Source organism: Lewinella sp., from assembly GCF_050633125.1.
Classification (GTDB): domain Bacteria; phylum Bacteroidota; class Bacteroidia; order Chitinophagales; family Saprospiraceae; genus Lewinella.
The window spans coordinates 107,884-132,829 of record NZ_JBOEFX010000021.1; the positions used below are offsets into that span (position 1 = coordinate 107,884).

Here is a 24,946-nt window from a genome sequence, read left to right on the forward strand (position 1 = left end):
ATTCAACTATTGTGAAAAACAACCACGTAGTAGCGGCGTAGCCAAATCGCGTTTCATTTTCGTGCTGTTCCTTAGTCTTTGATTTCGTATAGCAATGTTTCAAAGTAAATCAGTACGTCCCTATTTGATACTCAGAATCTCTATACCTTCTACCCCAAGGAGCGATATCATAGCTTCGCATCTCTCTACAAATTTGCCTTCTTGATCCGGTCCAAATCCCGCTTCAGGTCTTTCTGTTTGATAGAATCACGCTTATCATAGGTCTTCTTACCTTGAGCCAGCGCAATCTCTACTTTGGCAAATCCCCGCTCGTTGATATAGAGTTTGTGAGGAACAATTGTAAAGCCTTTTTCTTTTACCTTTTTCTCCAACTTTTTGAGTTCTGCTCGCTTAAGCAGTAATTTTCGAACGCGGCGTTCTTCGTGATTGAACTGATTACCGTGTGAATAAGGCGCTATAAACATGCTATAGATCAGCAGCTCTCCGTTTTTGAACAAGCAGTAAGCATCACGGAGATTGACATTCCCAGCCCTCACGGACTTAATTTCCGTTCCTAGTAACAAGATACCCGCTTCGACAACGTCGATAAACTGAAATTCAAAGGTCGCACGCCGATTGACGATCTCGACGGATGGTTTTTTCTTTTTTGTAGCCATTTTTTGCTTGTTCTGTTCTGTGGGATGCTGCACCAAGTAACAACACCAAAAGTCAAAAGTTCCCTTGTCTTTAGCTGGACTTCCCGCATTTTGCCGAAAGTCCAGCTAAGATTTTATTGGATTCAAACTAGTTTCGGCTATTCTTTTGTACCGGCTCAGCACGCAATAGTCCAGTAGGACGATCAGCTCCTGCACGTGGACGTACTTTCAATTTATCGTTCAGAAAGTTCGTCATCTTGGTATAGAGATGCAAACGAGTAGGGCCACCATAAATACCATGGTTCCTATTGGGATAGAAATAGGTATCAAACTGTTTATTGGCCATAATCAGCGCATTGGCCATCTCTGCGGTATGCTGAAAATGAACATTATCATCCCCCATTCCGTGCACTAGCAAGTATTCGCCTTCCAGCTGATCGGCAAAATAAACAGGAGAATTTTGCTGATAACCTTCTTCATTCTCTTCTACGGTCCGCATATAACGCTCTGTATAGATACTGTCGTACCATTTCCAGTTGGTAACCGGTGCAACGGCAATAGCTGCTCTGAAAACATCATTGCTTTTCAAGATACACGAACTCGCCATGTAGCCACCGTAGCTCCAGCCAAAGATACCAATCCGCTTTGCATCAATATAAGAGAGGCTCCCAAGGTAACGAGCAGCTTCAGTTTGATCAATGGTTTCGTAGTGACCTAAACGCTGATAGGTCATTTTCTTGAACTGCTCACCTCGTGCACCAGTGCCGCGATTGTCAACACTTACAACAATATAGCCTTGTGATGCCAGCATCTGAAACCACCAGTAATTTTGCCCACCCCAACTATCGGTTGCAGTTTGGCTACCAGGGCCACCATAAACGTACATCAAGACAGGATACAATCGCTTTTCGCTAAAATTAGGCGGCTTGATCATATAGCCGTTGAGGCTCACGTCATCCGCCGTATTAAACTGAAAAAACTCAACATCCGTAACGCCGTAAGTCTGCTGCAAGCCTTGTAGACGGGCATTATCTTCGATAACCCTTACCTGCTTACCAGCACGATTCATCACGGTGTAAGAAGCGGGCATATTTTGAGAAGAATAGGTCAGTACAAAGTAATCAAACGTGCTACTGAATTGCGCACTATTGGTGCCAGCTACGCCAGCTAACAAGGTTGTATTTCCCTTGCCTTTGATGAGCTGTCCATACACCTCACGCTGCATTGGGTTGCGCTTGGCTGCTTGGTAGTAAATCATCCCGTTGGCTTCATCAAGACCATAGAACCGTGTAACCTCCCAGCTTCCCATAGTAAGTTGCTGAGCAAGCGTTCCGTCCATATTGTACAGATAAACATGATTCCAACCATCTTTTTCACTTGTCCAGATGAACTGGTCGCTATTCTTAAGGAAGGCTAGATTATCGTGAATATCTATATAATAATCGCTTCTTTCTTTCAACAACGTCTTGCTGTTTCCAGCGAAATCCAACAGGCGTAGTTCCAGGTTACTCTGGTGACGATTCATAAAGAACACGCACAACTCACCGGCCTTACGTGTCCACTTGATTCGGGGAAAATACTCCCATTCGGCACCTGTTTTCGCGACTTCTTTGGTCTTTCCTGATTTGAGGTCGTAGATATGAATACTGACCTCACTGTTCTTTTCTCCTACTTTAGGATACTTGAACGTGACATACTCCGGATACAAGCCATCTTCATAGTTGGTAAGGGTAAATTCTTTAACGGCTGATTCATCAAAACGATAGAAACCAATCTGCTGCCCATCAGGTGACCAGAAAAAACCATTATCATCTCCAAATTCTTCCTCGTACACCCAATCGGTGGCACCATTGATGATTTTGTTAATTTCTCCATCTGTGGTGACCTGGGTTACGTTTTTGCTGACGAGGTCTTGTACGTAAAGGTTGTTTTCATATACAAACGCCACCTTATCTCCCTGTGGGTTTAGCGCTGCTAAACGTACCTGTTTGCCTTCTTCAAAAACACGCTCCATACTTTTTGCAGACCGATTATAGATATAGAAATCCGCCGCATAAGAATGACGATAAATCGGCTTATGGTTATTACTGAGAATAATCCGAGTCTCATCTTCCGTAAACTGATAGCTGCTAATATTATCAATCTGAGTAAGGTCTCCTACCTTTAGCAAGGTGGCTACCTGTTTGCCCGTACGCAAATCATACTGCTCAATCTTATTGTTTTCCAGGCGCGTGTAATGCTGCCCATCGTTCATAAAAGTAAAGCCAGGTACACGCTTAGGCGTAAAAAGATAATCGTCCCAAATTCTTTCCAGGGAGATTTTTTGCTGGCTGAATCCTACGACCTGTAGGCCAAGGCTAAAGGCTAAAAGGAGAATAAGTCTATTCATCATTATATTTTCATTTACAGTCGGCAAAAATACAGAAAAGCGCCTAAATGTTATTCTTGATAATATAATGTAACTCCTCCCTGAGTACAGAACTAAAAATAGCCCCACGATGCCCCTTTCCATCTAAACTTATCAACTGAGCTGTCTGTGGTAGCAATTTTTGTAAAAAAAGCGAATGTTCGAAGGGAATCAATTCATCCTGCGTTCCATGGAAAAGAGTGACAGGGACTTTCACATTGCCCAAGCGTTGATCATTACGCAGTGGATATTTAACCAAAAAGGAGGGAACGACAGGGAGAATAAGGTTTTTCATTTCTACCATAGAACGGTAAGGCGCTACCAGACACAAATGCTGAGGGTGGTTGGTCGTCCCTAAATACGTAGCGACACCGCTGCCCAACGAGTAGCCCAATACTACGATTTGATCTTCACGGTAATGCTGCTTAAGCCAATCGTATACCGTTTGGGCATCCGCAAACAACTGCTTTTCGGAGGAAATATGCCCATCGCTTTTTCCATAACCTCGGTAATCAGGCATAAATACATCATACCCTAAACCAGCGAGATTTTCTGCTTGGCGCAAACAACGACGATTAGAACCTCGGTTGCCGTGCCAGTAGAGTACTACACCACGCGTACTTGGCTGTTTTAGCCACAAAGCATGCAAGTCAATATCCTCCTCTACTGGCACGTAAACCTCTTCTCCTTCCCAAAACTGGAAAGAGTCCTCCAGGACTGTTGGATTAAAGATTATTCTCTCCTGCTGAAAATAAAGCACTACGCACACCAGTGCGTAAAGGCTGCCAAAAAAATAAGCTAATCGTTTAATCCATTTCATGAGTCAATACTATTCCAGCCAAAGAATTTTGCCAGTGTAGGCTTTAGCTTGGGATGTTTGTAGCTGATACCAGTACATTCCTGCCGGCCATACACCGCGTTCCACAAGGAAACGGGTACCACTAACGGATTGTTGCCAAACTTGTCTCCCCGTAGCGTCAAAAAGCACGAAGGTACCATCCTGTATATAATCTGGACTTTGTACCTGCACCCAATCACTAGCGGGAGAAGGGCTAATCTTGAGGACATCATGCGCTGTTACAATCTCTTCTGTAGGGACTACCTGCACGCCAGTCGAATCTTCGGTATACATAGCGACCATTACCATCATTTCATCGTCACTAGTGGGGCCAAAGTTCACAGAAACAGGGCCATCATTCACCCACTTTGCTTCATGTATTAAGCCATTGGCAAAATTCATTGTTACAGGCTCCAATGGTTCAAAATAACGGAAAGGAATATGACGATAATCGAAATAAGGCGACACACACCCCGGCTCACCCCGTGGACAGGCCGCATCGTAAAGCATCTCGGTAGCCTGCAAGCCTTCTCGACGCCAAGCTTTGTAGCTGGTTCCATACTTGTGGGTATGCCCCATAAGCCCCCACAGGTAGACTTCTCCCCAGTTGGGGTTTACCACTTGGGTGTGGGTGATTGTACTTTCATTATTGGGAATCGGAATATTACCTTTTACCAGAAGCTCTGTAAACATTTCTTGAGCGGCGGTGCCCGTCGGCTGCGTATATACATTAACATATACTTCTGCTTGATATACCAATGTCGCAGAGTAATTGATATAATGAGAATTGAGGTCTGCTATCAGTCCTTCGTCCCAACGAAAAGCTGTGTTTTCGGGTAATTCAAGATCTGTCGGTTCCTGGATTGCTGCAACTAATTTAACGTTATTATGAAAAGGGTTCGTCCGAAAGCCTTCAGCAATACCGGCATCGCCACCGGGGCCAAAATTATACATGATAAAATGGTGAGAATAGGTGCCAATCTTCATATCCAGTCGATTGACTTCTATTTCTTCCGGTAGCTCCAGTTCGTATTTCTGAAAATACTCCAGCTCATCGCCTGGGGCAAGGTAAAATGGGCCCATTTTTATTTGAAAACCCTCTTCGGGTGCTGGAGCAGGAGGTGGCCCATCAGGAAAAGAAGCTTGCGCCATCCCATCGTAATAACTTTCCAAAATAGCCCGATCAACTACTGTCCCAGCAGCTGGTGCTCCGTAAAGAATCCATTGCCGGATCAGTTCTTTTTCTACATTCGTGAGTACTGGTTGCCCGTAAGGAGGCATACTTTGCCCTTCATCACCGCCAGCTTCCAGGTGAACGGTAGGTTCAAGGCCGCTATTCATTTTCCGAAAGAGAAAACTACGGTCTGCACGGCCTGGATAAATATAAGCATCCCCTTTGGCCGCAGCAGTAGCATTGGCAGGAGTTTGATTATAAAGGGTGGTATAAACATCTTGCATACGAGCGGCCAGTGTCGCTCCCGATCCTTGCAGGTCTAGTCCGGCCGGGGCGTCAACGCCACTATGGCAAGTTGCACATTTTTCTTGGAGAATATTATAAACCTCAAGGCTTGTCGCTTCTTGGGCATAAAGGCCCGTTAGTAGTAGACAAAAAGAGAACAATAGGGTAAACTGGCGCATAGATTGTTTTTTTTTGATAACAGATAATATAGTGATGTGAGGCACAAACAACATCCCCTAACAGGCGCCCCTCGTAAGTCTACGAAATGAACACGATCACTAACACTCAAGCGATTAAAGATCGTTAAAGATAGGCGAAAGCTGCCTATCCCGCACAAAATTAATGCGAACGGAGCAACCAGCTCGTAACCCCCCCAACAAACGCTGAAGAACATAAAATGATCATCACAGGAACCTCTTTACCCTTTTCTATCGTACTATGAATCCATTTTAATCCCCTCTACCACTGAGTTGTCTACTACTTTTTCCCATTGTAGTGCAGGGTCTAATAAAAACTGAGGAAACTGAAATTCTAAAAATTGGCGATATAATTGAGCTGCAGGAGAATCACCGCCTTCTGCCGAATGAAAAAACGTAAGATTTTCCTCCAAAGTAGACAGATGGACTTTTTCGAGGGAAGATTGAAAATAGGTTCGTAAACTGTTAATTAAATCTGTCTTTATTTTACTGGGAATAATCGTAGGCAAAGGTTCGATAATGGCTTCGATAAGCACACCCAATGCGCCAATTTTATACAGTTCATCCTGATTAAACTTATCAATTTCGGAAAACCAGCCCTTGAAAAGCAGGATAAGTTCGTCTTTGTTGAGATTGATAAACTCTTCGGTAGCGACGACTACATCGGTGATGAGGTTGGGGTAATCTCCTGTATGTGCTATGACCTGTGTACCGGGCACTTCCACTAGACAGGACTCCACATAGGGGCTCCAAAGCACAACCGCATCAATGGTTTCATCGTGCGTAAAATTAGTACTGATCACATCTAAATCAACATCCTTCTGAGGCTGGTGGATAATATCGAAGGTATCCATTCCTGCCTCCTGCAAAACGTACTTGAGGAAAGTAAATGCCGGAGAATCGTAAGGGTAAATTACTTTTTTCCCTTTTAAGTCTTCCAATGTTTTGATGCCATTACGAGCGATGATAGCGTCTGCACCATTTGACCAACTCACCTGTGCTATAACCCTCGGGTTTTTCTCCTTAAGTTTAAACAAAACAGAGGGAAGACGATCCAAGGTCGCCCAGATCAGGTCTGCCTCGCCTGCTTTCATAAGGCGGCAGGTCTCTTCTACATTATCGCTCAATTCATATCGAACGCCTCGTTTAAATGACTTGTACAAAGGCGTTTGACGCGAACGCACAAAACCATTATTGTACATGATACCTCCCATAAAACCCACCCAGGTAGGAATTACAAAATTGATACTACGGACATTGATTTCTTTGATGTACTGATTGAGCGTTTCAGTGATCTCCCGATAGATCGCTTCTCTATTTTCGGGATTTTCGATGATTCGGTCGAAAAACTTCAGCTTTTCAATATCAAAAGCATCATCATACTGGTCGCGCCACATGAAATCTTGCACAATAACGGGCATAACATAACGCCCTTTTCCTGCATGTGCTGCATAGTTAGACAGCAGGATACGTGTTTCTTCATCGAAGACATTCTCAATGGCAAAATCTGCACTCAACAACAGTAATGTAATATCAGCCTGGCTGAGCTCTCGGCGAATCTCTTGCTTCACTTCAGACCCCAGATCAATGTCCTTTACTGTCCAGATTCTAACATTGCTGTGCATCTTGGCTAGCAAGCCCAGGTGACGCTCCATTTCATCCCAATACTTTAAATCAGCATCAGCATACAAAGCCGCGATCGTAATATTTTTTGCCCCTTTTATCTTATTGGATTTCATCTTGGGTCAGTGGGTTTATCCTGCAATATAATTGAAGTTAGCGACCTGCAAACCATACGTGTTGCGCAAAAAACAAGTTGGGCCGTTCCTAACTGTATTGAACTGTTTTTGCCTTTTATACGGAGATCATTGGAATTGTTACGCTGAGTTAACGAGAAAAGAAATAATTTTAGTGTCGCTTTTAAACCACGAGCTTTTATGAACTTCAGCAGCAGTAAACTCCCTATTGGCACTCTCATCAACATGGGAACCGTGACTATCGGTAGCTTGATCGGCCTTTATTTACAAGGCATTTTTCCCGAAAACATCCAGTCGATTATCTTTCAGGCGATTGGACTAGGTACGCTGGTACTAGGCGTCATGATGAGCCTCAAGGTTCCTGAAGGTTATTTGCTCAACTTTATTTTCAGCTTGATCCTCGGTGGTGTTGTGGGAGAACTCCTTGGCGTGCAGGCTGGGCTACAGGGCTTGGGAGATACCATAAAAGAAGCATTAAATATCACCGAAGGCGCCTTTACGGAAGGACTTATCACTGCCTTCCTTTTGTTTTGTATCGGTAGTATGACCTTCGTTGGTGCTATTGAAGAAGGCCTCGAAGGCAAGCGTGACCTGCTCATGGTCAAGTCTACCCTCGACGGCATTTCCTCTATCGCTTTTGCTTCTACTTATGGTATTGGCGTATTGTTTTCTATCATTCCTATGCTGATTTTTCAAGGTGGTATTACATTGATGGCACGCCAGCTACAACAATTTTTCACGCCTACGATGATCGCCCAACTTAGTGCCGTAGGTGGTGCTTTGATCATTGGAATTGGTATTAATATCCTTGATTTAGGGGCTATCAATGTAGAAAACCTCCTGCCTGCCCTTTTGGTCACGCTTCCTTTGACGTGGCTTCAGCAGCGGATGCAAGCCACCAAGTAGGCAAGTACAAGACATCCTCTTCCATCACATCGGGGTTTCGCTTGAGGATACTACAACCAATGGCGCAATCCAGGCAACGCTTTTCATTGCAATAGCTGTTTTTCAACTGTAGCAAGGCTTGGCTTTGGCCGGCTTGCTTAATATTTACACCTAATGCTTTCCACTCTGCCAAGATATGATTGCGTTCTGCGGGTACAGCCTCCATCAATCGAAGGGCACGTTCCTGGTAAATATCGGCTCCCCGTTTTTTCCCGTATAAAAAGATAAAAGGCGCAATGATGTTGATGACTAACAGGTGAATACTGGCTTTTCCCAACGTTTTCGTAGTTTTTTTACTGGCTTTATCAAAGCGAAAATGCGTTTGCCAATAATTGGATAATTCTACGACGAAAGCATTCTCCATTTCACGTAGGTTTTGTGCTACCAGCATTTTGCTAAACAACTGGCCGGTGCGGAAGAGCAACGTCGCCCACTGGGCAATACGCACCGAAGGGAAATTTGCCGGGCGCATCCGCATAAACTTCCAATGATTGGCCGATAAAGGTTGCAGTTGATATTTCTGTTTCAGGAATCGGTACTCTTGCTGTAGCTGACGTGGGTAATCATCTGTAAAGTCCTCCTCTAAAAGGTCCGCTTGCCCAAAAAGTAAGGCCTCAATCTGTGGCAAGCTATTCTTATGTCGCAGCAAGGTCTTTAGCGGCAACGATTCGGCCAACATCAGGAAAGGGTCTGCATTGACTTTGAGGCCAAAACCCCAGGCGAGGCTCTGGTAAAAAGTCTCCTCCCAGTCGCCACCGTTACGATCCAGTCGCTTGGCGAGCTCTTCCGTCCTTTCTTCCAGCCGCTCGACCAACAGGCGATCCAACCAGAGGTTGAACGTAATTTCGGGCACGGTATACAATTGTTGCTGACAAGAAATCCACTGCTCACTATTTAGCAACCGGAGGTACTGCTTGGCCAAGCCTACAGGCAGGTAGTTACGTAAATCCAGGCAGGGAATTCGTTCGCCATCAGTGTGGCGAATGATGACATCTTCTTCCAGCACAACATGCAAAATGACATTGTTATAATTGGGGTCATCCTGATGCTTATGGGCGTGCCATTCCGAGCTACGCAGATGCATCTCCACATTACCGGCCCAGAGCGTACCGTCGATACGGATACGGGCATCTAAAAAATCAGGGCCGGCGTGATGGTTGTGCTGGCCTGGATGGACAATCTCGATTACTTGCCCGGTAGTCGTTTTTAATTCCGTTAGCCGAAAACGACGGAGGCGCCAGACAAAGTGTAGAAAATCTTCTCGCATAATAAAGGTCTTTATATATAGGAGTCGAAAGCGAGAAAAATTCCACGATGGGGAAAGGATTTATTTTCAAAAACTGCATTGTTTTGATAGCCTAGTTCTTTATAATCCTGCCAGCAAGGAGAATAAACAGGCCTATTACCAATAGGACGAGCATTAGAAATTTACCGAAAAAAGGCGGCCTGACCATTTGTACATCTAAAGGTACGCGCGAATGACTCCAAGCGATAAAAGCATCCGCTATGGGTAACTGGCCAAATAGATATCGCTTCTTTCCGAACCATGAAGTTCCTATGGCAAAACCTTCAATACTGTTTCTTAAACCGAGGTAGAGTTGGGTCGATTCGTGCTGCCCCATTGCCCCCATCCCAACAACAGATGCTGCTCCACCTATATCCCAAATCACGGGGCCTGCGTCAATGTCACCAAAACCACTTGTGCCGTGGGGATATTCTCTAATACCGGGTAAGCCGAGACGATAATCTGAAAACAAATTTTGATACTGCTTAAACTGTTGCTGAGCAAAAACAGTGTCAATTCTTGGCAGGAATGCTAGCATTAGGCTTTGCGATGATCCACGTGCGGCAATAAGTGCATTGCCATAGGTGAGGTCTACAGCATGAGGAATTAAGCCATTGGTGTCTAGTTTTGTTTGCATTTTAGTGAGCCAATCTCCACGTGTTTGAATGAAGGCCGGTGTAAATAACTTGTCGTGTTCTGCTAAAGCAGCCATCGCTACCAAGTTGTCTGCTGGCCAGCAACCATAGTGGTAAGAGAAAAGAAAGGGGGTGTGATGCCGCTCTATGGCCGCTGCAATCTTTTTGCAGCTATGTTGGAGTCGGTACTGTTGAATACTATCCCGGTTTTCTGGTGCTTGAAGTTTAAGGTAGCGAGCCCTTGTGTAATTGGTCCAACCTTGGTAAAATACGCCGTATGGCAAAAACATATCCTCGGGAAAAATAGCTTTTATTGAGTCACTCTCAAGGCGAGAAATGCTCCAGCGCATTTCCTCAAGGGCCTCTTCTCGCAGTTTTTGATCATTGGTTTCAACTACCAAATTGGCCCAGCTTAATGCATACAATACATGCAAAAAGACCGTACCTTCCGGGTAGATCGCTTGCATATCGTCGCCTGCTCCCTGGTGGATATCATTTTTGAGAAACTGTAGCTGCTGGTATAAATCTTTGCTGTACCTACCATACTCGTTTTCAACAATAGTGGGTTGATAAAACATACGCGCGCCCAACTGCAATAAATATACGAATGGGAATATTAAAAGCAGGAGAAGGATTCTTTTCATAAATTTCATTGGTGGTACTATTAAAGTAATTAGCTGACAGAGACATTGATTTCATCGGTATGCCGGTGGTATATCCGCCAAGCTGTTTGATGAATAGCCACTTACATTGCATCTTTATCACTATTCCAGGTTGTTGTTTCGAGAGTGGCTCTTAATGCCTATTTTTAAGATTAATTACTGAACCTAAGTTAGTTAAAATGTTCATACGCTTAATGGCAAGTCAGAGAGGGAGAGCATTATGAAAATATTACTCGCAAAAACAGTGACCGATCAGCTAGGATTTGGTCTTAATGCACAAGAGGCCAGTGATTAAGGCACAATAAGATTTGTATTTCAAACCCATAAAACAGTATTATATGAGTGAATTTCAACAAGTTGTCAAAGAAGGAGCAGAAACAGTAGGGCGTAAGATAAAGCGCTTTTTTCTCATGCTGCTAGGAGTAGCTCTAATCGTCGGGTTGTTATTTGTATGGGTAGCAGGCTGGAGTTTTAGTGACGGCACCCGAGCAGGAGAGCTTATTAAAGTTTCCAAAAAAGGGGTGGTTTTTAAAACCTATGAAGGCCAAATTAACCTTGGTGGTTTTCAGGGGGATAGTGGTTCAGGGATAACAGGGAATATCTGGGAGTTTAGCACTACAGATAAAGAGGTATACCAGAAACTTCAGGAGATGGAAGGTAAAAAAGTGAAACTGCACTACGAACAACGCTATAAGGCAATGCCCTGGCAGGGGAAAACCGAGTATTTCGTCGACGAAGTGAATATTATAGAGTAATGTAATAGTTATGCCTTTAAACCAGCTAGACTGCCTCTAATAATAACGACGAAAGATGTTTCCGTTTTGAGCGTCACTATTTAGTGCCCGCAACAAGGCTAGTCTGACGAATGTTCAAGGACAAAATACTTGGTTAGGAAGGCGCTGCTGCTTAACTTTGCGCAAAATTACCGCCATGAGTACAACAAGTAGCGACAACGAAAGCAACCGAATGGATTGGATCCTGTTCCTGGTATCTACCGCAGTCATGATCTTTATGTTGATTTTTGTCAACGAATGGTTTTGGCTAGCACTTCCCTTCTCCCTCACTTACCTAGTGAAGGCTTTACGGGTAATGTGATCTTAACGTATCAGACATTTGATACGAGGTACAAAGATTTGATCATCCACAAAGGGGATGAAAATTATATTTACGAAAGTACTTTGGTCACGGCATTTTTATGGACGTAACCAAAGTACTTTTGTAAGTATACCTATCAAATTAATACATCGCCGCATCGTCAAGAAACCAGTGTAATGCTCCGGTAACAGGCTGGACGTGCGCGGCTGGATAGGCATGATAGCCCTCCTTGCGCTGAAAAATAGCGCTTACTTTTTCCTCCTTATTCGTTCCGGTAACCAGAAACGCGACGCGTTGTGCGTTGTTGATAACTGGCCCGGTGATACTTACTCTTTTTTGTCCACTGGTCGGATGCGTAGCTACTGCGCAAAAGCGTTCTTCTTCCAACAGTTCCATTTCGTGAGGGAAAATAGAGGCAGTATGCCCATCATCCCCCATTCCCAAGATTACTAGATCAAAAGAGGGGAAGCCATTAGATTGCTCAGTATTGTCTGCAATTTCAGCAGCATAACGGCGAGCTTCTTTCTCTGGTTCGTCTTCACCACGCACCCGATGAATGTTTTCAACAGGTAAGTTTACTTTATCAAACAGAAGGGCTTTCGTCATGCCGAAATTACTTTCGTCATCATCGGGTTGTACACAGCGCTCGTCACCCCAAAAGAAATGGATGGCAGACCAGTCAATCGCGTCCTGATACTCGGTAGCCCACAAGCGAAATAGAAGCTTTGGTGTACTACCGCCGGAAAGCGCAATCGTAAAATGTTTTTTACCCTGTAACTGTTCTAGCAGATAGCAAGTAAAATCCCTGGCAACGCCATTCGGATCAGCACTAAGATGGATTTGAGTAGGCATAGAAGCTCTTATCTATTCTTCGGTAGCCGGCGCAGCAGCATCAGCTTCGGTAGGTATTTCACTGTCCATTTGGCCATCCATAGGGATAGTGTTCAGTCGCTTAGCAACTTCAGGAGTGATATCATTCTTGTCACTAACCATCAAAACACCAGTGCCATTACCATAGCTGAGGATGTAGTCATAGTTGAACTCGTCTTGAATTTCTTCCAGCACTTTCATTAAATTTTCTTCGAATTCGGCGCTGAGTTTCATCTGCTCTAGCTGAAGTTCCTGGCGGAGCCGTTCGGCTTCCTGCATCAATGCTTGCTCGCGTCCTGCCAAACGCTCTTGCTCATTACCCATGTCTTTAGGAGACATCTGGCCACTGTTGGCGCGGCGCTGGTAGTTTTGAACATCGCGCTGGAAAGCATTTACGCGTTCATTTTGGCCTTTGTCAGCTTCGATAGCACGAGCTTCTAGTGCTTTCGTTTTCTCGCTAAGAGAAGCATACTGGTTCGTCAGGCTGTCCAAACGAATGAATACGATGTTGCCGGCACTGCTGCTAGCGGTAGTAGTTCCTTCTTCGGTGGTAGCCGCTTGAGGTTGGCAGCTTAAAAGCGTTCCTAGTGCAATGATACACGTAAGGTATCCAAAAAGACGAATATTCATGATTGTTAAATTTTGCCCGCAAAGTTAGAGAAATTTCGCCAACTTAAAGCTTCCGGGTAGCCTTCGTTTCAGCGGCTTCTTCTACCTTTGCACACTCAAGGTTTTATGCTTTGCCTAATTACGAATAAATGTCTGAACGCTGGTTGATCATTGCAGCTTTTGCCGCAGTATATATTATCTGGGGATCTACCTATTTGTTCAACTATTGGGCAATAGAGACCATCCCTCCTTTTTTAATGTCGGGCACGCGATTCCTAGCGGCAGGCGGTATCCTGTATCTGTGGGGCAGTTGGCGCCACGAGCCACTTCCTACCAGACGACAATGGAGGAATACTTCTATCATTGGAGTACTTTTTCTAACCATCGGCACTGGCGCTGTAGTATGGGCACTGCAATGGATTGATACAGGTATGGCAGCTTTGATTGTGGCGATTGACCCCTTGTTGATAATGCTTTTATTATGGTGGATTTTTGGCCAACGGTTACGCTGGCAGGGAATAGTAGGTGCATTTATTGGTATTACAGGAATGATCATTCTGGTGGGGCAGCCGCAGCTTGCAAACACACCGGAAAGCAGGTGGGGGCTTGCTGCAATTGCAGTGGCCCTGATTTCTTGGGCGTTTGCAAGTATCTATGTGTCACGTATAGATATGCCAGACTCTCGCTTACGGCGTTCTGCCATGCAGATGCTCGCTGGTGGGGCAGGATTAATGCTGTTTAGCCTCCTGATTGGGGAAGCAACATCTTTTCGCTGGGAGATGCTCAGCTTAAGCTCTAGCTTGTCGTGGCTCTATCTTGTGGTCCTGGGGTCTATTGTCGCCTTTTCTAGCTTCAATTATTTGCTGGCAAAAGTGTCTCCCGAAAAGGTGGCGACCTCTACTTATGTCAACCCCGTCGTAGCCCTGATTTTGGGCTGGGCACTAAATGGGGAATCGCTGACAGGACAGTCCATACTGGCAGGGCTGGTGATGCTTACCGGCGTCTTTTTTATTAATAGCGATAAAGGACAGAAAAAAGCAGTGCCCGAAAAAAGACAAAGGAGATAGTGAATCATTCACTACCTCCTTTGTATCTGGAAAATCGACATTGATTTTCTGCGCAGCAATTAAAGGTCTTTCAACTTCTGCTTCGTCGCTTCAATCAATTCTTGTTGTGCTTTGATTTCAGCTTCTTTATCACTTTGGCTTTGGTCATTTGTTTTGATATCCTCTTCTGCACGCGCAATAGCTTCTTGTGCTTTTACGATATCACGCTCAAGACGCTCCTTGTCGTTCCCCAATTTCTTAAGATCACTTTCCAAATCATCAAGTGCTTTTTCTTGTGCTTTGATTTGCATGCGTATATTTTCCTTCGCTACTTCGAGTCCAAAGCGGATCAACATCTTTTCGGCTTCCAGATAGCGATCTGCGTGTGTGTTAGCCGCAAGGTAGGCTCCGCCCAAATCAATCCACATGGAAAGTTCAGACCCTTGATCTTTGCCTTTATCTTCAATACTCGTGTAAATATCGATGGTGTTACCTTTTCCGATAGCAGCAATTTCAGCATCGTCGCTAAAGTATTCCTTAGTTCTTCGGTCATACTTGGCACGAGTGCCATAAAAGTCTTTCGAGAAATCCTCCCACAAATCACCAACTGTTTTTGCATCGAGGTCAGGGATTTCTAGAACAATAGACTCGTAAACACCTTGACTCATCGTCTTACGTTCGTTCCGAGTTTGGGCCTGTAAGCTAACAGAAAGAAGAAGTAATAAGGCTGAAAAGTAAATGGATATGGTTTTCATGCTTTGCGTTTTTTTTGAAAATAATTATATAGTTTAATCCAAGCTAAGTTAGCAGGCTAAACCTGTTACTAAGACGTAATTTTTAGTGTTGGTCACAACTCTCCCTCTCTAACAACCTTGCTCCTCTTTAGGATGTTCTTTTAGGGCTTTACCAATTGAAACACAAAAAGAGTATTTATGGATGTGCGGCGGTTCATTTTTCCTGGGGTAATTTTGATCTATTTTGTAACGCTCTGGTTTCTAAATCAGCAAAGTCCTTATGATGCGTTTCCAGAAGGAATAGCTAGAAATGTCGCTTATGGCTTTTACCAGATAAGCTTGTATTATATTCCTGGGGTAATCGTTTATTTGCTGTTTTTTCGTCGTAAGGTCACGCCTTTCTCTAATCTAATAGTAGGAATGATGGTGGTGGTGTTTGCCACACAATTACTGCTGGGGTTGTATTTTTTACTGATTCATCTGGGATGGAATATTCAACAAGCGTTTTTTTACCTTCAAAATCAACAGCCACCCCGCTGGTCGATAGAGCGACTGAAATTAATAAAACAGATCGGTCTCGCGCTTACCGCTATTCCTTTTAGCTATTTTATCTATGGCATAACCAAAGGGAAATACAATTACCAAGTCAATCATATCCCACTGGTTTTTCCGGACCTGCCTGAAATATTCGATGGTTTTCGGCTGCTACAAATTTCGGATATTCACTCGGGGAGTTTTGACAGTATGAAAGGCGTGAAGAAAGGAATTCGTAAAATTGCTGAGCAAGAAGCCGATCTGGTCGTTTTTACTGGCGACCTTGTGAATGGCCGAGCCGATGAAATTTTACCTTTTGCTCCCCATTTTGCATCCCTGAGTGCGCCTTTTGGCAAATATGCGGTCACAGGGAACCACGACTATAGCTATGGTGGGGCCTTCGGCAATCAAGAAGCATGGCGAGCTAATGTTCAGGCGGTACAAGATAATTATGGGAAATGCGGCTTTGAATTGCTAAACAACCGTACGGTCGCACTCACCAAAGGGGGCGAAACCATCTACCTCTCCGGAGTAGAAAACTGGGGCAAGCCGCCGTTTCCACAATATGGTGATTTGAATTTAGCACTCCGTGATGTGCCTGATGATGGATTTAAAGTGCTCCTCTCTCACGACCCCTCTCATTGGGACGAGAAAGTACTGCCGCACCAAAGCAAGGTTCACCTGACGCTTTCGGGGCACACCCACGGGATGCAGTTTGGCCTCAATTTTAAGTACCTCAAATGGAGCCCTATCCAATTTGTCTATCCCCGCTGGGCAGGTTTGTACGAAGAGGCTCGACAATTTCTTTACGTCAATCGGGGTTTTGGCTGGTTGGCTTTCCCTGGCCGCATAGGTATGTATCCTGAAATCAGCGTCTTTGAACTACGCAAAGGAAGAGAATAGTAGCCTTAATCCTTAATTTGGTTCCAAATATCGAGGTAGATCTTCCAGTCACCGTCAACTCTTTTCCAAATGATAACGTACTTGCCACGCCACGAGATTTCTTTCCCGTCTGCAAGTAGGGTCTTACCTTCGTAGTAGCCGTAGTCGTAGGCTTCTTTGCCAATGATTTTTATTTCACTGGGAATTATTTTATGGTAGCTAACACTAGCTTCACCTGACGGTTTCCAATAATTGGTAATCTTCACTCGCCCGGCAATAATGTCTGTATTATTGGGGAATATCTTTGCATCTTCGGTATAAGCTGCACCAATATTTTCGCTGTCTCCCGCCATGACGTATTCGGAAAATTGGGCGATGTTCTCCAGGATACGGTCAATATGTTTTTGTTTACCCTCGTAGGTTTGGCTAAAGCCAGTATTGAATAATAGGAAAGCAAAACAGGTGGCTAATAGGTATTTCATAGGTGCAATTTACTTTAGTGAAAGTTAATGTGTGTCAGAAGAACTTTTGCGGTCTTCTCATTGACAAGATCGTGATTCCCTGGGGTATCAACAATTTTGATGTTATTGTTTTTTGAAAAATACACTCTGATGGCTTTGTTAGGTACAAAGCGATCTTGTTCCGCCAGAACCAGTAGTGTAGGAATGGTCGTTTTCGCCCAAAACAATTTTCGATCAGAACGAGAGGTGCGCAAATGTCGAAGAGAATTATAGGTACGAAACAGGAGATTCCGCTTATCAGAAGGATACAATTGAACCTCTGCATAGCGGCGATGGAAATTACTTACAAGGTTCAGTCTAGCCCCTAGGTTAACAAAAAAGCGTAACCAGGCAGGCCAATTCAGGGCCCATTCTGCAATCCTTTGCATCAAAAGTGGTGGCACCCGATCAAAGCTTCCAATTCCCGCAGGAGCGAGCAAAATGAATTGTTCAACTTTTTCGGTCCAGGTATTCCCGGTGCAAACAATAAGGCGTGCGCCCAGGCTGTGGCCGGCTAAATGAAAGGTGGCGTGCCCTTCGTGTTGGGCAATGGCAGCAATCGCTTCTTCAATGTCCTTTGGGTGAAATTCTGAACCCTTCCAGCTAGTTTGTCCATGAAAAGGGAGGTCCGGCGCGCAAATGGTGTATTGATCTCCCAAGACCGTTGCCCACAAAGCAAAAACACTCGCATCGTAGTCATAACCATGCAAGGCAATCATTAATTTCGGGCCACTTCCGTAGGAACATACATGAACCTGGCGACCCGGGAGGTCGAGGAAATAATCACGCTGAATAGGCTGGTCCGGTTGCGGACACATAAATTGTATTTTGCTTGAAAAGTAAACGTGAAGACCTTGAATGTCGTTCAAAGATAAATCAAACACCGTATGAATTTCAACAAATCGATTTTCCCGCTTGTATTGCTAATGATCCTCAGTGCACTGCTTTGGCAAAGCTGCGCTGCACCCAGTATCAAATCTACTGCTCAGCCGGTGAGCCACACAATCTGGGACAGCCTCCTTCGCAAGCACGTAGACGATAACGGCTTGGTGGATTATAAAGGCATGGCCGCTGACAGCAACCAGTTGAACGAATACTTGGAGCTATTAAGCCTCAATGCTCCCAATAAAAAGAATTGGTCTGATAACGAAGAAATGGCCTATTGGATCAATGCTTACAATGCCTTTACCGTAGACTTGATACTTGATTACTACCCGGTTAAAAGTATCAAGGATATCAAAAATGGTATCCCTTTCGTGAGTACGGTCTGGGATATTAAATTCTTCAAAATCGCTGGCGAAGCGTTTGACCTCAATAATATAGAGCACGGAATTTTACGAAAAGATTTCGATGATCCAAGAATACATTTTGCGCTGGTTTGCGCCAGTATGTCTTGTCCAAAACTTCAGAATTTTGCCTTTGTAGCAGATAAGTTGGAGGACCAATTGAATCAAGCTGCCCGTGAATTTATCAATGAACCTTTTCGCAATGAAATTACTGAAAGCCCTGTGAAATTGTCCAAGCTCCTCGATTGGTATTGGGGAGACTTTAAAGACAAGTACGATAGCCGCTTCGAGTTGGTAAAAACCTATAGTGATCAAGAAATTGATACGAGTAAGGAAGTTCAGTTTCTGGAATACAATTGGGAACTTAATGAGCAAACGCCGGAGAAGACGAAGCTTTTGAACTAGTGGTTTGCTAAGTTGATTTTACAGGTTTAAGTGCTTTTGGTTTTATTTATACGCTTGGTCAGGAGTATTCGTCCCGAGGTGTCGGAGCTCATGATTGTGCGCGCTACGCTTGCGGTGGTACTCGCTAAAGCTCGCGGTTAGCGCGGCTGCCGCCGACGCAGTCGACACTACCCACGATTCCTGTTTATCGGAAGAGCACTAAAAAATCCCTAACTTTGTTCTTAGACCATAACTTCTTCCTTTGGACAAATCCAATGACAACTCCGTTAGCCTAAATAAGTACATCAGTAGTACAGGTATCTGTTCACGCCGTGAGGCCGACCGTTTTATCGAAGAAGGCTTGGTAAAAATAAACGGCACGGTAGCACAGAAAGGAAACCGGGTGTTTCCGGGAGATCAGGTGCTGCTCAAAGGCCAACCGCTGAAAGCTAAGCCGCCGGCCTTGTATTTGGCCTTTAATAAGCCCGTGGGTATCGTTTGTACAACGGATCCTCGTGAGCCTAAAAATATCATTAGTTTTATCAACCACTCGCAAAGGCTTTTTCCTATTGGCCGGTTAGATAAACCTTCTCAAGGACTTATCTTCTTGACCAATGACGGGGATATTGTCAACAAAATTCTTCGCGCCGGAAACCAGCACGAAAAAGAGTATATCGTAACAGTAGATAGGCCAATTAATAACCGGTTTCTACAGCGCATGAGCCAAGGTATTCCCATATTAGGCACGGTAACCCAGCCTTGTGTTGTTGATCAAATAGACAAAGCTACCTTTCGAATAATCTTGACCCAAGGACTGAATCGGCAGATCCGTCGCATGTGTGAATACTTGGGCTATGAGGTCACCAAGCTGAAGCGGATACGAATCATGAACGTTGATATGTCTGGACTCAAAGTGGGCCAGTGGCGTGAATTAACGGCTCAGGAAATCAAAGGCATCAATGAAATGGTGCGTACTTCGTCTAAGACAGAAGAGGCTTCTACTTTGGCATCCAAAAGAAAGAGTAGAGCGAAGAATAGACGGCGATAACGGGGTACAGAAGAAGACTTAATAATTTTCAATACATCTGCTAAAATGGTTCTTTAAACACTATTGATGCTAGTAATTTTTCTCTTGCCAGATCCTCCAACTCGATGCAACTTAGTGAATTAGTACTATCACTGACATCTAGAGGGATTTGGATGATGTGATTGCCAAATAAGGTGTAACCGTACGCAGTCGAATATGTATATCTTATTTCAACTTTATTGATCGCCTCAATTCTCATTTCTTCTAAAGTATCTTTGTCAAATACTTCCATCAGTACTTTTAAGTAGTAAAGCATCTTTTCTTGTTCAATTCGTTTGTATCCAGACTGGAAATCTCCACTTATTGATGACAAACCTAACGAGTTAAGATATTCATAAGCAAATCTATAGCACCCCTCGTCATAAAGTAGTTTACTTATTTGCACTTCATAGTTTTCATATTTCCCCACATTGGCCTCTGAACAAAACGATGGAGTCAGGCTATTTTGGTAACCCCTTCTTAGCTGATCATATTTTCGTTTGTTCTGCTCCCTGAGAATCCAATGTATTTCACTAATAGACAAAAATAGATGCGTTTTTTGATATCCTAACCTATGATAAAGATCAGTATACTCCCCTTGGTTTACGTGCTTATGCAAAAAGGTGATTGAGGAATCAAGTAAATGAGCATTAGTAGTATGGAAATACTTCGACAATCTAAATAATTGGTCATAGATATGATACTTGTCGAAGTCCGAATAAATATTCGAATCAAGTAAATTTTCAAGCTCAACACGATGAGCTGAAAACAATTTCTTACACGCCCGTGATCTACGGTATCTGTAATAACCTGTTTTGATACAATTACAGGAGGCTGCCTTTCTGTAAGTTAAGGTCGCTCTAATATCGAATTTTTCCGCTTTAACAATACCCCTGTTGCGACCGCTTTCTAGTGTTCTGAATGACTCATTCTCCTGGCTGTAAGAAAAGGTAGTAATAAAAAGAAGTACGAATAGCACTGACTTCATTTTCATTATTATTTGTGTTAATTGGACGAATTGATTCATTGGGGGCTTATCGCAAAACCCTTCCAATCGCCATTTTCACCAAAGGTCCCATCACCTCATAACCAGCCTTATTGGGATGCACGCCATCGTAAGTCAAAACCGCTTGCAAGCCGTTTTCATCGTCAACCATCGCAGAAAAATAATCGACGTAGATTAAATCATTAGCCGCACAGTACCTCTTGATCATTTGGTTGAGTGCCAAGACCTGAGGGATCGGATCAACCTTTGGTTCCCAAGAAAAAGCCGCTGCTGGCAAGACAGAACAGAGTAGCACCTCAATGCCATTCGCTTGGGCAAGTTCCGCCATTGAAATGATATTATCAATGATCATTTCTACCGTAGCGGGGCCAGTATTACCAGCAATATCGTTGATGCCAGCCAGGATAACGACAGCCGCAGGCTGCAAATCAATCACATCTTGCCGAAAACGCACCAACATTTGAGGGGTCGTTTGTCCGCTGATGCCCCGATTGATATAGGCAGGATTTTGGAAAAAATCAGGTTCGTGCCCAGGCCAGCCTTCGGTGATAGAATTTCCCATAAAGACCACCTTGGGAGTATCAATTTGAGATTCAAGCAAGACTTTGTTTTCCATTTGATAGCGACTAAGGTTGGCCCAATCTTGCCCAAAACAAACTCCGGAAAAGGCGAGTAGCGTAATACTCAATAAGACGATTTGCAGGTGCTTTTTCATAACGGAAAGAATATGCCGATTGATTATCAATAGGCCTTTTTATATTTTGTTGACAAAATGGCAAGTGAAGGTGAAAATATTAGAGCAAATTTTATTCGTCACTTTTGTCAAAAGAAGGCGGAGCTTGCTTGATCCACAGGTCACGCTGAGGAAACGGAATACTTATGTTAGCCTCCCGGAATGCTTTGTCGATAGCAAAACGAAGGTCGCTTTTAACATCCTCGATCCCAAGTAAATCGCGTGTCCAGAAAAGAATTTCAAAATCAAGAGAAGAGTCTCCGAAGTTAACAAACCTTACGAAAGGCTTAGGTCGTCGAACGATTCGGGTGTGCTTTTCTGCCGCTTCCAGTAAGATGCCTTTTACGAGGGCAGTATCCGAGCCATAGGCTACCCCTACGCCTACCCTAAATCGGGCCTTTGAGTCGAAGTGGCTCCAATTGATAACATTGTCTGCTACGAGCTTGGAGTTGGGCACAATAACGGAGACATTATCCCTTGTTTCCACCAGCGAGGTACGGATGCCAATTTTTTTCACCGTTCCCACGAGGTCGTTCATATCCACAATGTCCCCTACTTCTACGGTACGCTCAAATAAGAGGATAATGCCGCAAATTAGGTCATTGAAGGTCTGCTGCAAACCTAGTCCAATACCTACCAGTAAAGCAGCAGCCCCCCCCATCAAGACGGTAAGATTGATACCAACATACTGTAGTGTACCGATGATGGCAATCAACAAGACAAAATAAGTGAGTAGCCGGTTGATAGCATATTGGCTCCCAACGTTAATTTCTTTTTGCTTGTAATAAGGATAAAGTACAATCTCTGTGAGTACCCATAAAATGAGGCGGGTCACCAGCAGGATTAAAATGGCACTAAGAATACGATTGATCGTGATTAACCCCGCATTTTCAGGGTTTGTCCACGGCAAAAAGTCGGAAATAGAAATATCCAAACCTAATTGCTGGATAATAAAAGTGAGGGCCAGTAAATAGACGATCGGTTGTACGATATGGCTCACACGTATCTGAGAGCTCCCTCCTTGTAATTGATATAAGCCTCCCTCTTGAAGTTGTTGCTCTCTTCGTTGCTGATAGCGATGAGTGAGGACACTGGATAGTAGTTCGTCTACTAATCGAGCAATAAAATAGATAAGAAAAGCTTGAATAAAGGTAGAGAGCTTAATCTTACTAAGTGGACTCTCATCAAGAGAGCTGATGGCGAAATCCGCTTGCAAGCCCAATAATATGATCAATGACGCTATTAGAATCAGGCAGATGGTGGTCAGTCGCCTAACACGGTTTTTTTGTTTATCAGTAGTATCCTCGTAGAGAAAAAATCGCTCGAGCCAGGAACGTAGCAACATAAACCCCAGAATATAAAGAAAGATCACCCCTACTGTGACGAATATCAACCGTCCTAGCTTTATGGTTATTTCCCCAATGGTAAACACTTCCTGATTGAAAAAAGCAGTAAAATCCATAGATAGGGTTACTTCATTTTGGTCTTGTAAAGGGAGAGGTACCTTTCTTTTTATTCAAGTTGGTAAATTAAGCATATTCCCTTGAAGATAGACGAAGGGGGATGTTTTTTTTAACCGTTACTAAAGCCCTATCTTTGCCGGCCAAGAATCACAGAATAAATATGTTGAGAAGTCTGGCCATGGGCCTATCGGTCGTTTTCCATCCTTTGCTGATCCCGACCTACATGCTATTGTTGCTGCTTTTGATCAATCCTTACCTCTTTGGGGTGAGTAGCCCACAGGATGAGGCTGCAAAGATGCTCTTGCTATTGGTCTTTCTTTATACGTTTTTCATTCCGGCAGTTTCCTTTGTCGTAATGTATTTCTTGGGAATGATCCAGGATATTCATGTAAAAGACAAACAGGAACGGATAGGGCCTTATCTCATCACAGGGATGCTTTACCTTTGGGTATACTATAATTTTTCTCAAACGGGACAGTTGCCTCCAGCTTACGTTTCCTTCATGTTAGGCGCTGTAATTGCACTTTTTCTGGCTTTTATTATCAATATTTTTTCCAAAATTAGCGCCCACGCTGTAGGTATGGGCGGACTGGTAGGCATGGTTGTGATCAGTATGCTGTGGTTCAGTTATGGTTCCTTTACGCTAGATTTCAGCAATGGCCCCATTGAAATCAGCATGCTTCATTTATTAATTGTAGCCATTCTAGCTGCTGGTGGGGTAGGTACTGCTCGCTTGTTACTCAAAGCTCATGAGCCGTCCGATGTTTTTGGAGGCTATTTTATTGGCTTTGTTGCCCAGTTTTTTGCGTTTGCGTTTGTTTTTTAATCCGCGCTAGAATATCCTCCGCAAACCGTCGATGGTTAGCTAACTTAGGTACTTTGGCTTGCCCGCCTACCTTGCCGCGGTCGCGTAGCCAATGCTGGAAAAACCCTGCGGGAAGAGGAATAATTTCAAGACGCGTAATGGCAAAATCATTGGTCCGCTTTTGAGCGTAATTGGAGTTGCAATTTTGCATAGCCTCATCCAATGCTTTTGTAAACGCATCAAGTGGAGGCACTTCTCCTTCAAATTCTATAAACCATTGATGCCTCCCTTTTTGATTTACCTTGATATAAAAAGGAGCAATACTGTAATCCTTGATTTTTATGTCAAAATCCGAACAGGTGGTCAATAGTGCTTGCTGTACATTTTGCAATAGCAAATCTTCCCCAAAAGCATTGATAAATTCCTGGGTGCGGCCTTCTATTTTTATCCGGTAAGGATGAACACTGGTGAACCGAACAACATCTCCGAGCAGATAGCGGTACAGGCCGCTGATATTAGTAATGACCATCGCGTACAAAGTGTCTGTTTTCACTTGCTCGAGCGGGATAGCACTCCGGTCGCCATTATTTAGTTGTTCAAAAGGGATGAATTCATAATAAATGCCATTGTTGAGAATCAGAATGATATCGTCCTTGTCCAGCTGATCCTGGACAGCGAAATAGCCCTCAGAAGCATTGTATATTTCGTGATAAAGAAAATCATTGCTGGGAATCAGGGCTTCATAGTGTTCTCTGTAAGGGGCAAAGCTCACCCCGCCGTGAACATACGCCTGAAGATTAGGCCACACTTCCAGTAGGTTTTGGGCATTCTTCTCAGCCAACACTTGCCGGTAGAGTGCCAGGTTCCAGGTGGGTACGCCGCCAAGCATAGTGAGGCTAGGTTCATTGGCTGCAATCTTAGCTATTTTACGTATCTTCTCTTCGTAATTAGGCAAGGTAGCGGTATAAATATCCGGCAAATAGAAGGTGCGCAACATGAGCGGAATACTCTGGATCATCAGGGCCGAAATATCTGCTACCTGCATATTACTGCCGGGGTAGTTGCCATACGACCCACCACCAATTAACATGTTTTTACGTGCAAAAATCTGCA

General features: G+C 43.9%; 24 protein-coding genes. 8 read left to right on the top strand and 16 right to left on the bottom strand.

The window, feature by feature from the left end; genetic code table 11:
- Positions 1 to 185 precede the first annotated feature (185 nt).
- The 5 genes from smpB to ACRBG0_RS05935 form a co-directional block, all read right to left on the bottom strand.
- Positions 186 to 656: an SsrA-binding protein SmpB gene (gene smpB, locus ACRBG0_RS05915; protein ID WP_020538100.1), complete on the bottom strand. Its 471-nt coding sequence runs from the start codon at positions 654 to 656 to the stop codon at positions 186 to 188.
- Positions 657 to 783: 127 nt separating this feature from the next.
- A complete protein-coding gene (locus ACRBG0_RS05920) occupies positions 784 to 3,027 on the bottom strand; it encodes a S9 family peptidase (RefSeq protein WP_431485979.1) in 2,244 nt (747 codons plus the stop codon).
- A 40-nt stretch (positions 3,028 to 3,067) separates the two neighbouring features.
- Positions 3,068 to 3,862 (bottom strand): alpha/beta hydrolase, encoded by a 795-nt coding sequence (locus tag ACRBG0_RS05925; protein WP_431485980.1) that lies wholly within the window; start codon positions 3,860 to 3,862, stop codon positions 3,068 to 3,070.
- Positions 3,863 to 3,871: 9 nt separating this feature from the next.
- On the bottom strand, positions 3,872 to 5,518 hold the full coding sequence (locus ACRBG0_RS05930) for a hypothetical protein (RefSeq protein ID WP_431485981.1): 1,647 nt from the start codon (positions 5,516 to 5,518) through the stop codon (positions 3,872 to 3,874).
- A 257-nt stretch (positions 5,519 to 5,775) separates the two neighbouring features.
- On the bottom strand, positions 5,776 to 7,275 hold the full coding sequence (locus ACRBG0_RS05935; protein ID WP_431485982.1) for a TIR domain-containing protein: 1,500 nt from the start codon (positions 7,273 to 7,275) through the stop codon (positions 5,776 to 5,778).
- Positions 7,276 to 7,473: 198 nt separating this feature from the next.
- Here ACRBG0_RS05935 and ACRBG0_RS05940 point away from each other — a divergent pair, with 198 nt between their 5' ends.
- Positions 7,474 to 8,199, top strand: coding sequence for a DUF554 domain-containing protein (locus ACRBG0_RS05940; RefSeq protein WP_431485983.1), 726 nt, complete (start codon positions 7,474 to 7,476; stop codon positions 8,197 to 8,199).
- Here the strand turns inward: ACRBG0_RS05940 and ACRBG0_RS05945 are convergent.
- Positions 8,150 to 9,505 (bottom strand): DUF2851 family protein, encoded by a 1,356-nt coding sequence (locus ACRBG0_RS05945; protein ID WP_431485984.1) that lies wholly within the window; start codon positions 9,503 to 9,505, stop codon positions 8,150 to 8,152. The genes ACRBG0_RS05940 and ACRBG0_RS05945 overlap by 50 nt on opposite strands.
- Before the next feature lie 91 nt (positions 9,506 to 9,596).
- Positions 9,597 to 10,802, bottom strand: a complete 1,206-nt coding sequence (locus ACRBG0_RS05950; protein WP_431485985.1) for a hypothetical protein — start codon at positions 10,800 to 10,802, stop codon at positions 9,597 to 9,599.
- Positions 10,803 to 11,158: 356 nt separating this feature from the next.
- On the opposite strand from ACRBG0_RS05950, the gene ACRBG0_RS05955 reads away from it, so the two are divergent.
- Both ACRBG0_RS05955 and ACRBG0_RS05960 read left to right on the top strand, forming a co-directional pair.
- Positions 11,159 to 11,575, top strand: a complete 417-nt coding sequence (locus ACRBG0_RS05955) for a 6-phosphogluconate dehydrogenase (RefSeq protein WP_431485986.1) — start codon at positions 11,159 to 11,161, stop codon at positions 11,573 to 11,575.
- 175 nt (positions 11,576 to 11,750) lie between these two features.
- Positions 11,751 to 11,915, top strand: coding sequence for a hypothetical protein (locus tag ACRBG0_RS05960; protein WP_431485987.1), 165 nt, complete (start codon positions 11,751 to 11,753; stop codon positions 11,913 to 11,915).
- A gap of 141 nt (positions 11,916 to 12,056) precedes the next feature.
- Here the strand turns inward: ACRBG0_RS05960 and pgl are convergent, their stop codons facing one another.
- Entirely contained in the window at positions 12,057 to 12,767 is a 711-nt protein-coding gene (gene pgl, locus ACRBG0_RS05965; protein ID WP_431485988.1) for a 6-phosphogluconolactonase, read from the bottom strand.
- Positions 12,768 to 12,779: 12 nt separating this feature from the next.
- Positions 12,780 to 13,415, bottom strand: a complete 636-nt coding sequence (locus ACRBG0_RS05970) for an OmpH family outer membrane protein (RefSeq protein ID WP_431485989.1) — start codon at positions 13,413 to 13,415, stop codon at positions 12,780 to 12,782.
- A gap of 128 nt (positions 13,416 to 13,543) precedes the next feature.
- On the opposite strand from ACRBG0_RS05970, the gene ACRBG0_RS05975 reads away from it, so the two are divergent.
- Positions 13,544 to 14,461: an EamA family transporter gene (locus ACRBG0_RS05975; protein WP_431485990.1), complete on the top strand. Its 918-nt coding sequence runs from the start codon at positions 13,544 to 13,546 to the stop codon at positions 14,459 to 14,461.
- A gap of 59 nt (positions 14,462 to 14,520) precedes the next feature.
- Here ACRBG0_RS05975 and ACRBG0_RS05980 read toward each other — a convergent pair whose 3' ends face one another.
- Positions 14,521 to 15,195: a hypothetical protein gene (locus ACRBG0_RS05980; RefSeq protein ID WP_431485991.1), complete on the bottom strand. Its 675-nt coding sequence runs from the start codon at positions 15,193 to 15,195 to the stop codon at positions 14,521 to 14,523.
- Between the two features lie 177 nt (positions 15,196 to 15,372).
- On the opposite strand from ACRBG0_RS05980, the gene ACRBG0_RS05985 reads away from it, so the two are divergent.
- Entirely contained in the window at positions 15,373 to 16,611 is a 1,239-nt protein-coding gene (locus ACRBG0_RS05985; protein WP_431485992.1) for a metallophosphoesterase, read from the top strand.
- Positions 16,612 to 16,616: 5 nt separating this feature from the next.
- Here ACRBG0_RS05985 and ACRBG0_RS05990 read toward each other — a convergent pair whose 3' ends face one another.
- Both ACRBG0_RS05990 and ACRBG0_RS05995 read right to left on the bottom strand, forming a co-directional pair.
- The gene (locus ACRBG0_RS05990; protein ID WP_431485993.1) at positions 16,617 to 17,072 is read right to left on the bottom strand and encodes a YybH family protein; all 456 of its coding nucleotides are present in this window, start codon (positions 17,070 to 17,072) and stop codon (positions 16,617 to 16,619) included.
- 14 nt (positions 17,073 to 17,086) lie between these two features.
- Positions 17,087 to 17,908, bottom strand: coding sequence for an alpha/beta fold hydrolase (locus tag ACRBG0_RS05995; protein ID WP_431485994.1), 822 nt, complete (start codon positions 17,906 to 17,908; stop codon positions 17,087 to 17,089).
- A 69-nt stretch (positions 17,909 to 17,977) separates the two neighbouring features.
- Between ACRBG0_RS05995 and ACRBG0_RS06000 the strand changes: the two genes are divergently transcribed.
- Both ACRBG0_RS06000 and rluF read left to right on the top strand, forming a co-directional pair.
- Positions 17,978 to 18,781: a DUF547 domain-containing protein gene (locus tag ACRBG0_RS06000; RefSeq protein ID WP_431485995.1), complete on the top strand. Its 804-nt coding sequence runs from the start codon at positions 17,978 to 17,980 to the stop codon at positions 18,779 to 18,781.
- Positions 18,782 to 19,022: 241 nt separating this feature from the next.
- Positions 19,023 to 19,808 carry a 23S rRNA pseudouridine(2604) synthase RluF gene (gene rluF, locus ACRBG0_RS06005; protein WP_431485996.1) on the top strand — a complete coding sequence of 262 codons (786 nt, stop codon included), beginning with the start codon at positions 19,023 to 19,025 and terminating at the stop codon, positions 19,806 to 19,808.
- 40 nt (positions 19,809 to 19,848) lie between these two features.
- On the opposite strand, the gene ACRBG0_RS06010 is transcribed toward rluF, so the two are convergent.
- From ACRBG0_RS06010 to ACRBG0_RS06020, 3 genes are all read right to left on the bottom strand, one after another.
- Entirely contained in the window at positions 19,849 to 20,814 is a 966-nt protein-coding gene (locus tag ACRBG0_RS06010; RefSeq protein WP_431485997.1) for a hypothetical protein, read from the bottom strand.
- 46 nt (positions 20,815 to 20,860) lie between these two features.
- Positions 20,861 to 21,547 (bottom strand): SGNH/GDSL hydrolase family protein, encoded by a 687-nt coding sequence (locus ACRBG0_RS06015; RefSeq protein WP_431485998.1) that lies wholly within the window; start codon positions 21,545 to 21,547, stop codon positions 20,861 to 20,863.
- 91 nt (positions 21,548 to 21,638) lie between these two features.
- Positions 21,639 to 23,027: a mechanosensitive ion channel family protein gene (locus ACRBG0_RS06020; RefSeq protein ID WP_431485999.1), complete on the bottom strand. Its 1,389-nt coding sequence runs from the start codon at positions 23,025 to 23,027 to the stop codon at positions 21,639 to 21,641.
- 161 nt (positions 23,028 to 23,188) lie between these two features.
- On the opposite strand from ACRBG0_RS06020, the gene ACRBG0_RS06025 reads away from it, so the two are divergent.
- Positions 23,189 to 23,854 (top strand): hypothetical protein, encoded by a 666-nt coding sequence (locus ACRBG0_RS06025; RefSeq protein WP_431486000.1) that lies wholly within the window; start codon positions 23,189 to 23,191, stop codon positions 23,852 to 23,854.
- Here the strand turns inward: ACRBG0_RS06025 and ACRBG0_RS06030 are convergent.
- On the bottom strand, positions 23,808 to 24,946 hold a 1,139-nt coding region (locus ACRBG0_RS06030), incomplete at its 5' end, for a GH3 family domain-containing protein (RefSeq protein WP_431486001.1). The genes ACRBG0_RS06025 and ACRBG0_RS06030 overlap by 47 nt on opposite strands.

Excerpts from the sequence above, each read along its gene's own strand:
- ACRBG0_RS06000 (WP_431485995.1), top strand. The coding sequence starts at position 17,978 with ATGAATTTCAACAAATCGATTTTCCCGCTTGTATTGCTAATGATCCTC.
- ACRBG0_RS05985 (WP_431485992.1), top strand. The coding sequence starts at position 15,373 with ATGGATGTGCGGCGGTTCATTTTTCCTGGGGTAATTTTGATCTATTTT.
- ACRBG0_RS05935 (WP_431485982.1), bottom strand. The coding sequence starts at position 7,275 with ATGAAATCCAATAAGATAAAAGGGGCAAAAAATATTACGATCGCGGCT.
- ACRBG0_RS06020 (WP_431485999.1), bottom strand. The coding sequence starts at position 23,027 with ATGGATTTTACTGCTTTTTTCAATCAGGAAGTGTTTACCATTGGGGAA.
- ACRBG0_RS05920 (WP_431485979.1), bottom strand. The coding sequence starts at position 3,027 with ATGATGAATAGACTTATTCTCCTTTTAGCCTTTAGCCTTGGCCTACAG.
- ACRBG0_RS05990 (WP_431485993.1), bottom strand. The coding sequence starts at position 17,072 with ATGAAATACCTATTAGCCACCTGTTTTGCTTTCCTATTATTCAATACT.
- ACRBG0_RS05950 (WP_431485985.1), bottom strand. The coding sequence starts at position 10,802 with ATGAAAAGAATCCTTCTCCTGCTTTTAATATTCCCATTCGTATATTTA.
- pgl (WP_431485988.1), bottom strand. The coding sequence starts at position 12,767 with ATGCCTACTCAAATCCATCTTAGTGCTGATCCGAATGGCGTTGCCAGG.
- ACRBG0_RS06015 (WP_431485998.1), bottom strand. The coding sequence starts at position 21,547 with ATGAAAAAGCACCTGCAAATCGTCTTATTGAGTATTACGCTACTCGCC.
- ACRBG0_RS05930 (WP_431485981.1), bottom strand. The coding sequence starts at position 5,518 with ATGCGCCAGTTTACCCTATTGTTCTCTTTTTGTCTACTACTAACGGGC.
- ACRBG0_RS05940 (WP_431485983.1), top strand. The coding sequence starts at position 7,474 with ATGAACTTCAGCAGCAGTAAACTCCCTATTGGCACTCTCATCAACATG.
- ACRBG0_RS05960 (WP_431485987.1), top strand. The coding sequence starts at position 11,751 with ATGAGTACAACAAGTAGCGACAACGAAAGCAACCGAATGGATTGGATC.
- ACRBG0_RS06025 (WP_431486000.1), top strand. The coding sequence starts at position 23,189 with ATGTTGAGAAGTCTGGCCATGGGCCTATCGGTCGTTTTCCATCCTTTG.
- ACRBG0_RS05955 (WP_431485986.1), top strand. The coding sequence starts at position 11,159 with ATGAGTGAATTTCAACAAGTTGTCAAAGAAGGAGCAGAAACAGTAGGG.
- ACRBG0_RS05975 (WP_431485990.1), top strand. The coding sequence starts at position 13,544 with ATGTCTGAACGCTGGTTGATCATTGCAGCTTTTGCCGCAGTATATATT.
- ACRBG0_RS05945 (WP_431485984.1), bottom strand. The coding sequence starts at position 9,505 with ATGCGAGAAGATTTTCTACACTTTGTCTGGCGCCTCCGTCGTTTTCGG.
- ACRBG0_RS05980 (WP_431485991.1), bottom strand. The coding sequence starts at position 15,195 with ATGAAAACCATATCCATTTACTTTTCAGCCTTATTACTTCTTCTTTCT.
- smpB (WP_020538100.1), bottom strand. The coding sequence starts at position 656 with ATGGCTACAAAAAAGAAAAAACCATCCGTCGAGATCGTCAATCGGCGT.
- ACRBG0_RS05925 (WP_431485980.1), bottom strand. The coding sequence starts at position 3,862 with ATGAAATGGATTAAACGATTAGCTTATTTTTTTGGCAGCCTTTACGCA.
- ACRBG0_RS05995 (WP_431485994.1), bottom strand. The coding sequence starts at position 17,908 with ATGTGTCCGCAACCGGACCAGCCTATTCAGCGTGATTATTTCCTCGAC.
- ACRBG0_RS06010 (WP_431485997.1), bottom strand. The coding sequence starts at position 20,814 with ATGAAGTCAGTGCTATTCGTACTTCTTTTTATTACTACCTTTTCTTAC.
- ACRBG0_RS05970 (WP_431485989.1), bottom strand. The coding sequence starts at position 13,415 with ATGAATATTCGTCTTTTTGGATACCTTACGTGTATCATTGCACTAGGA.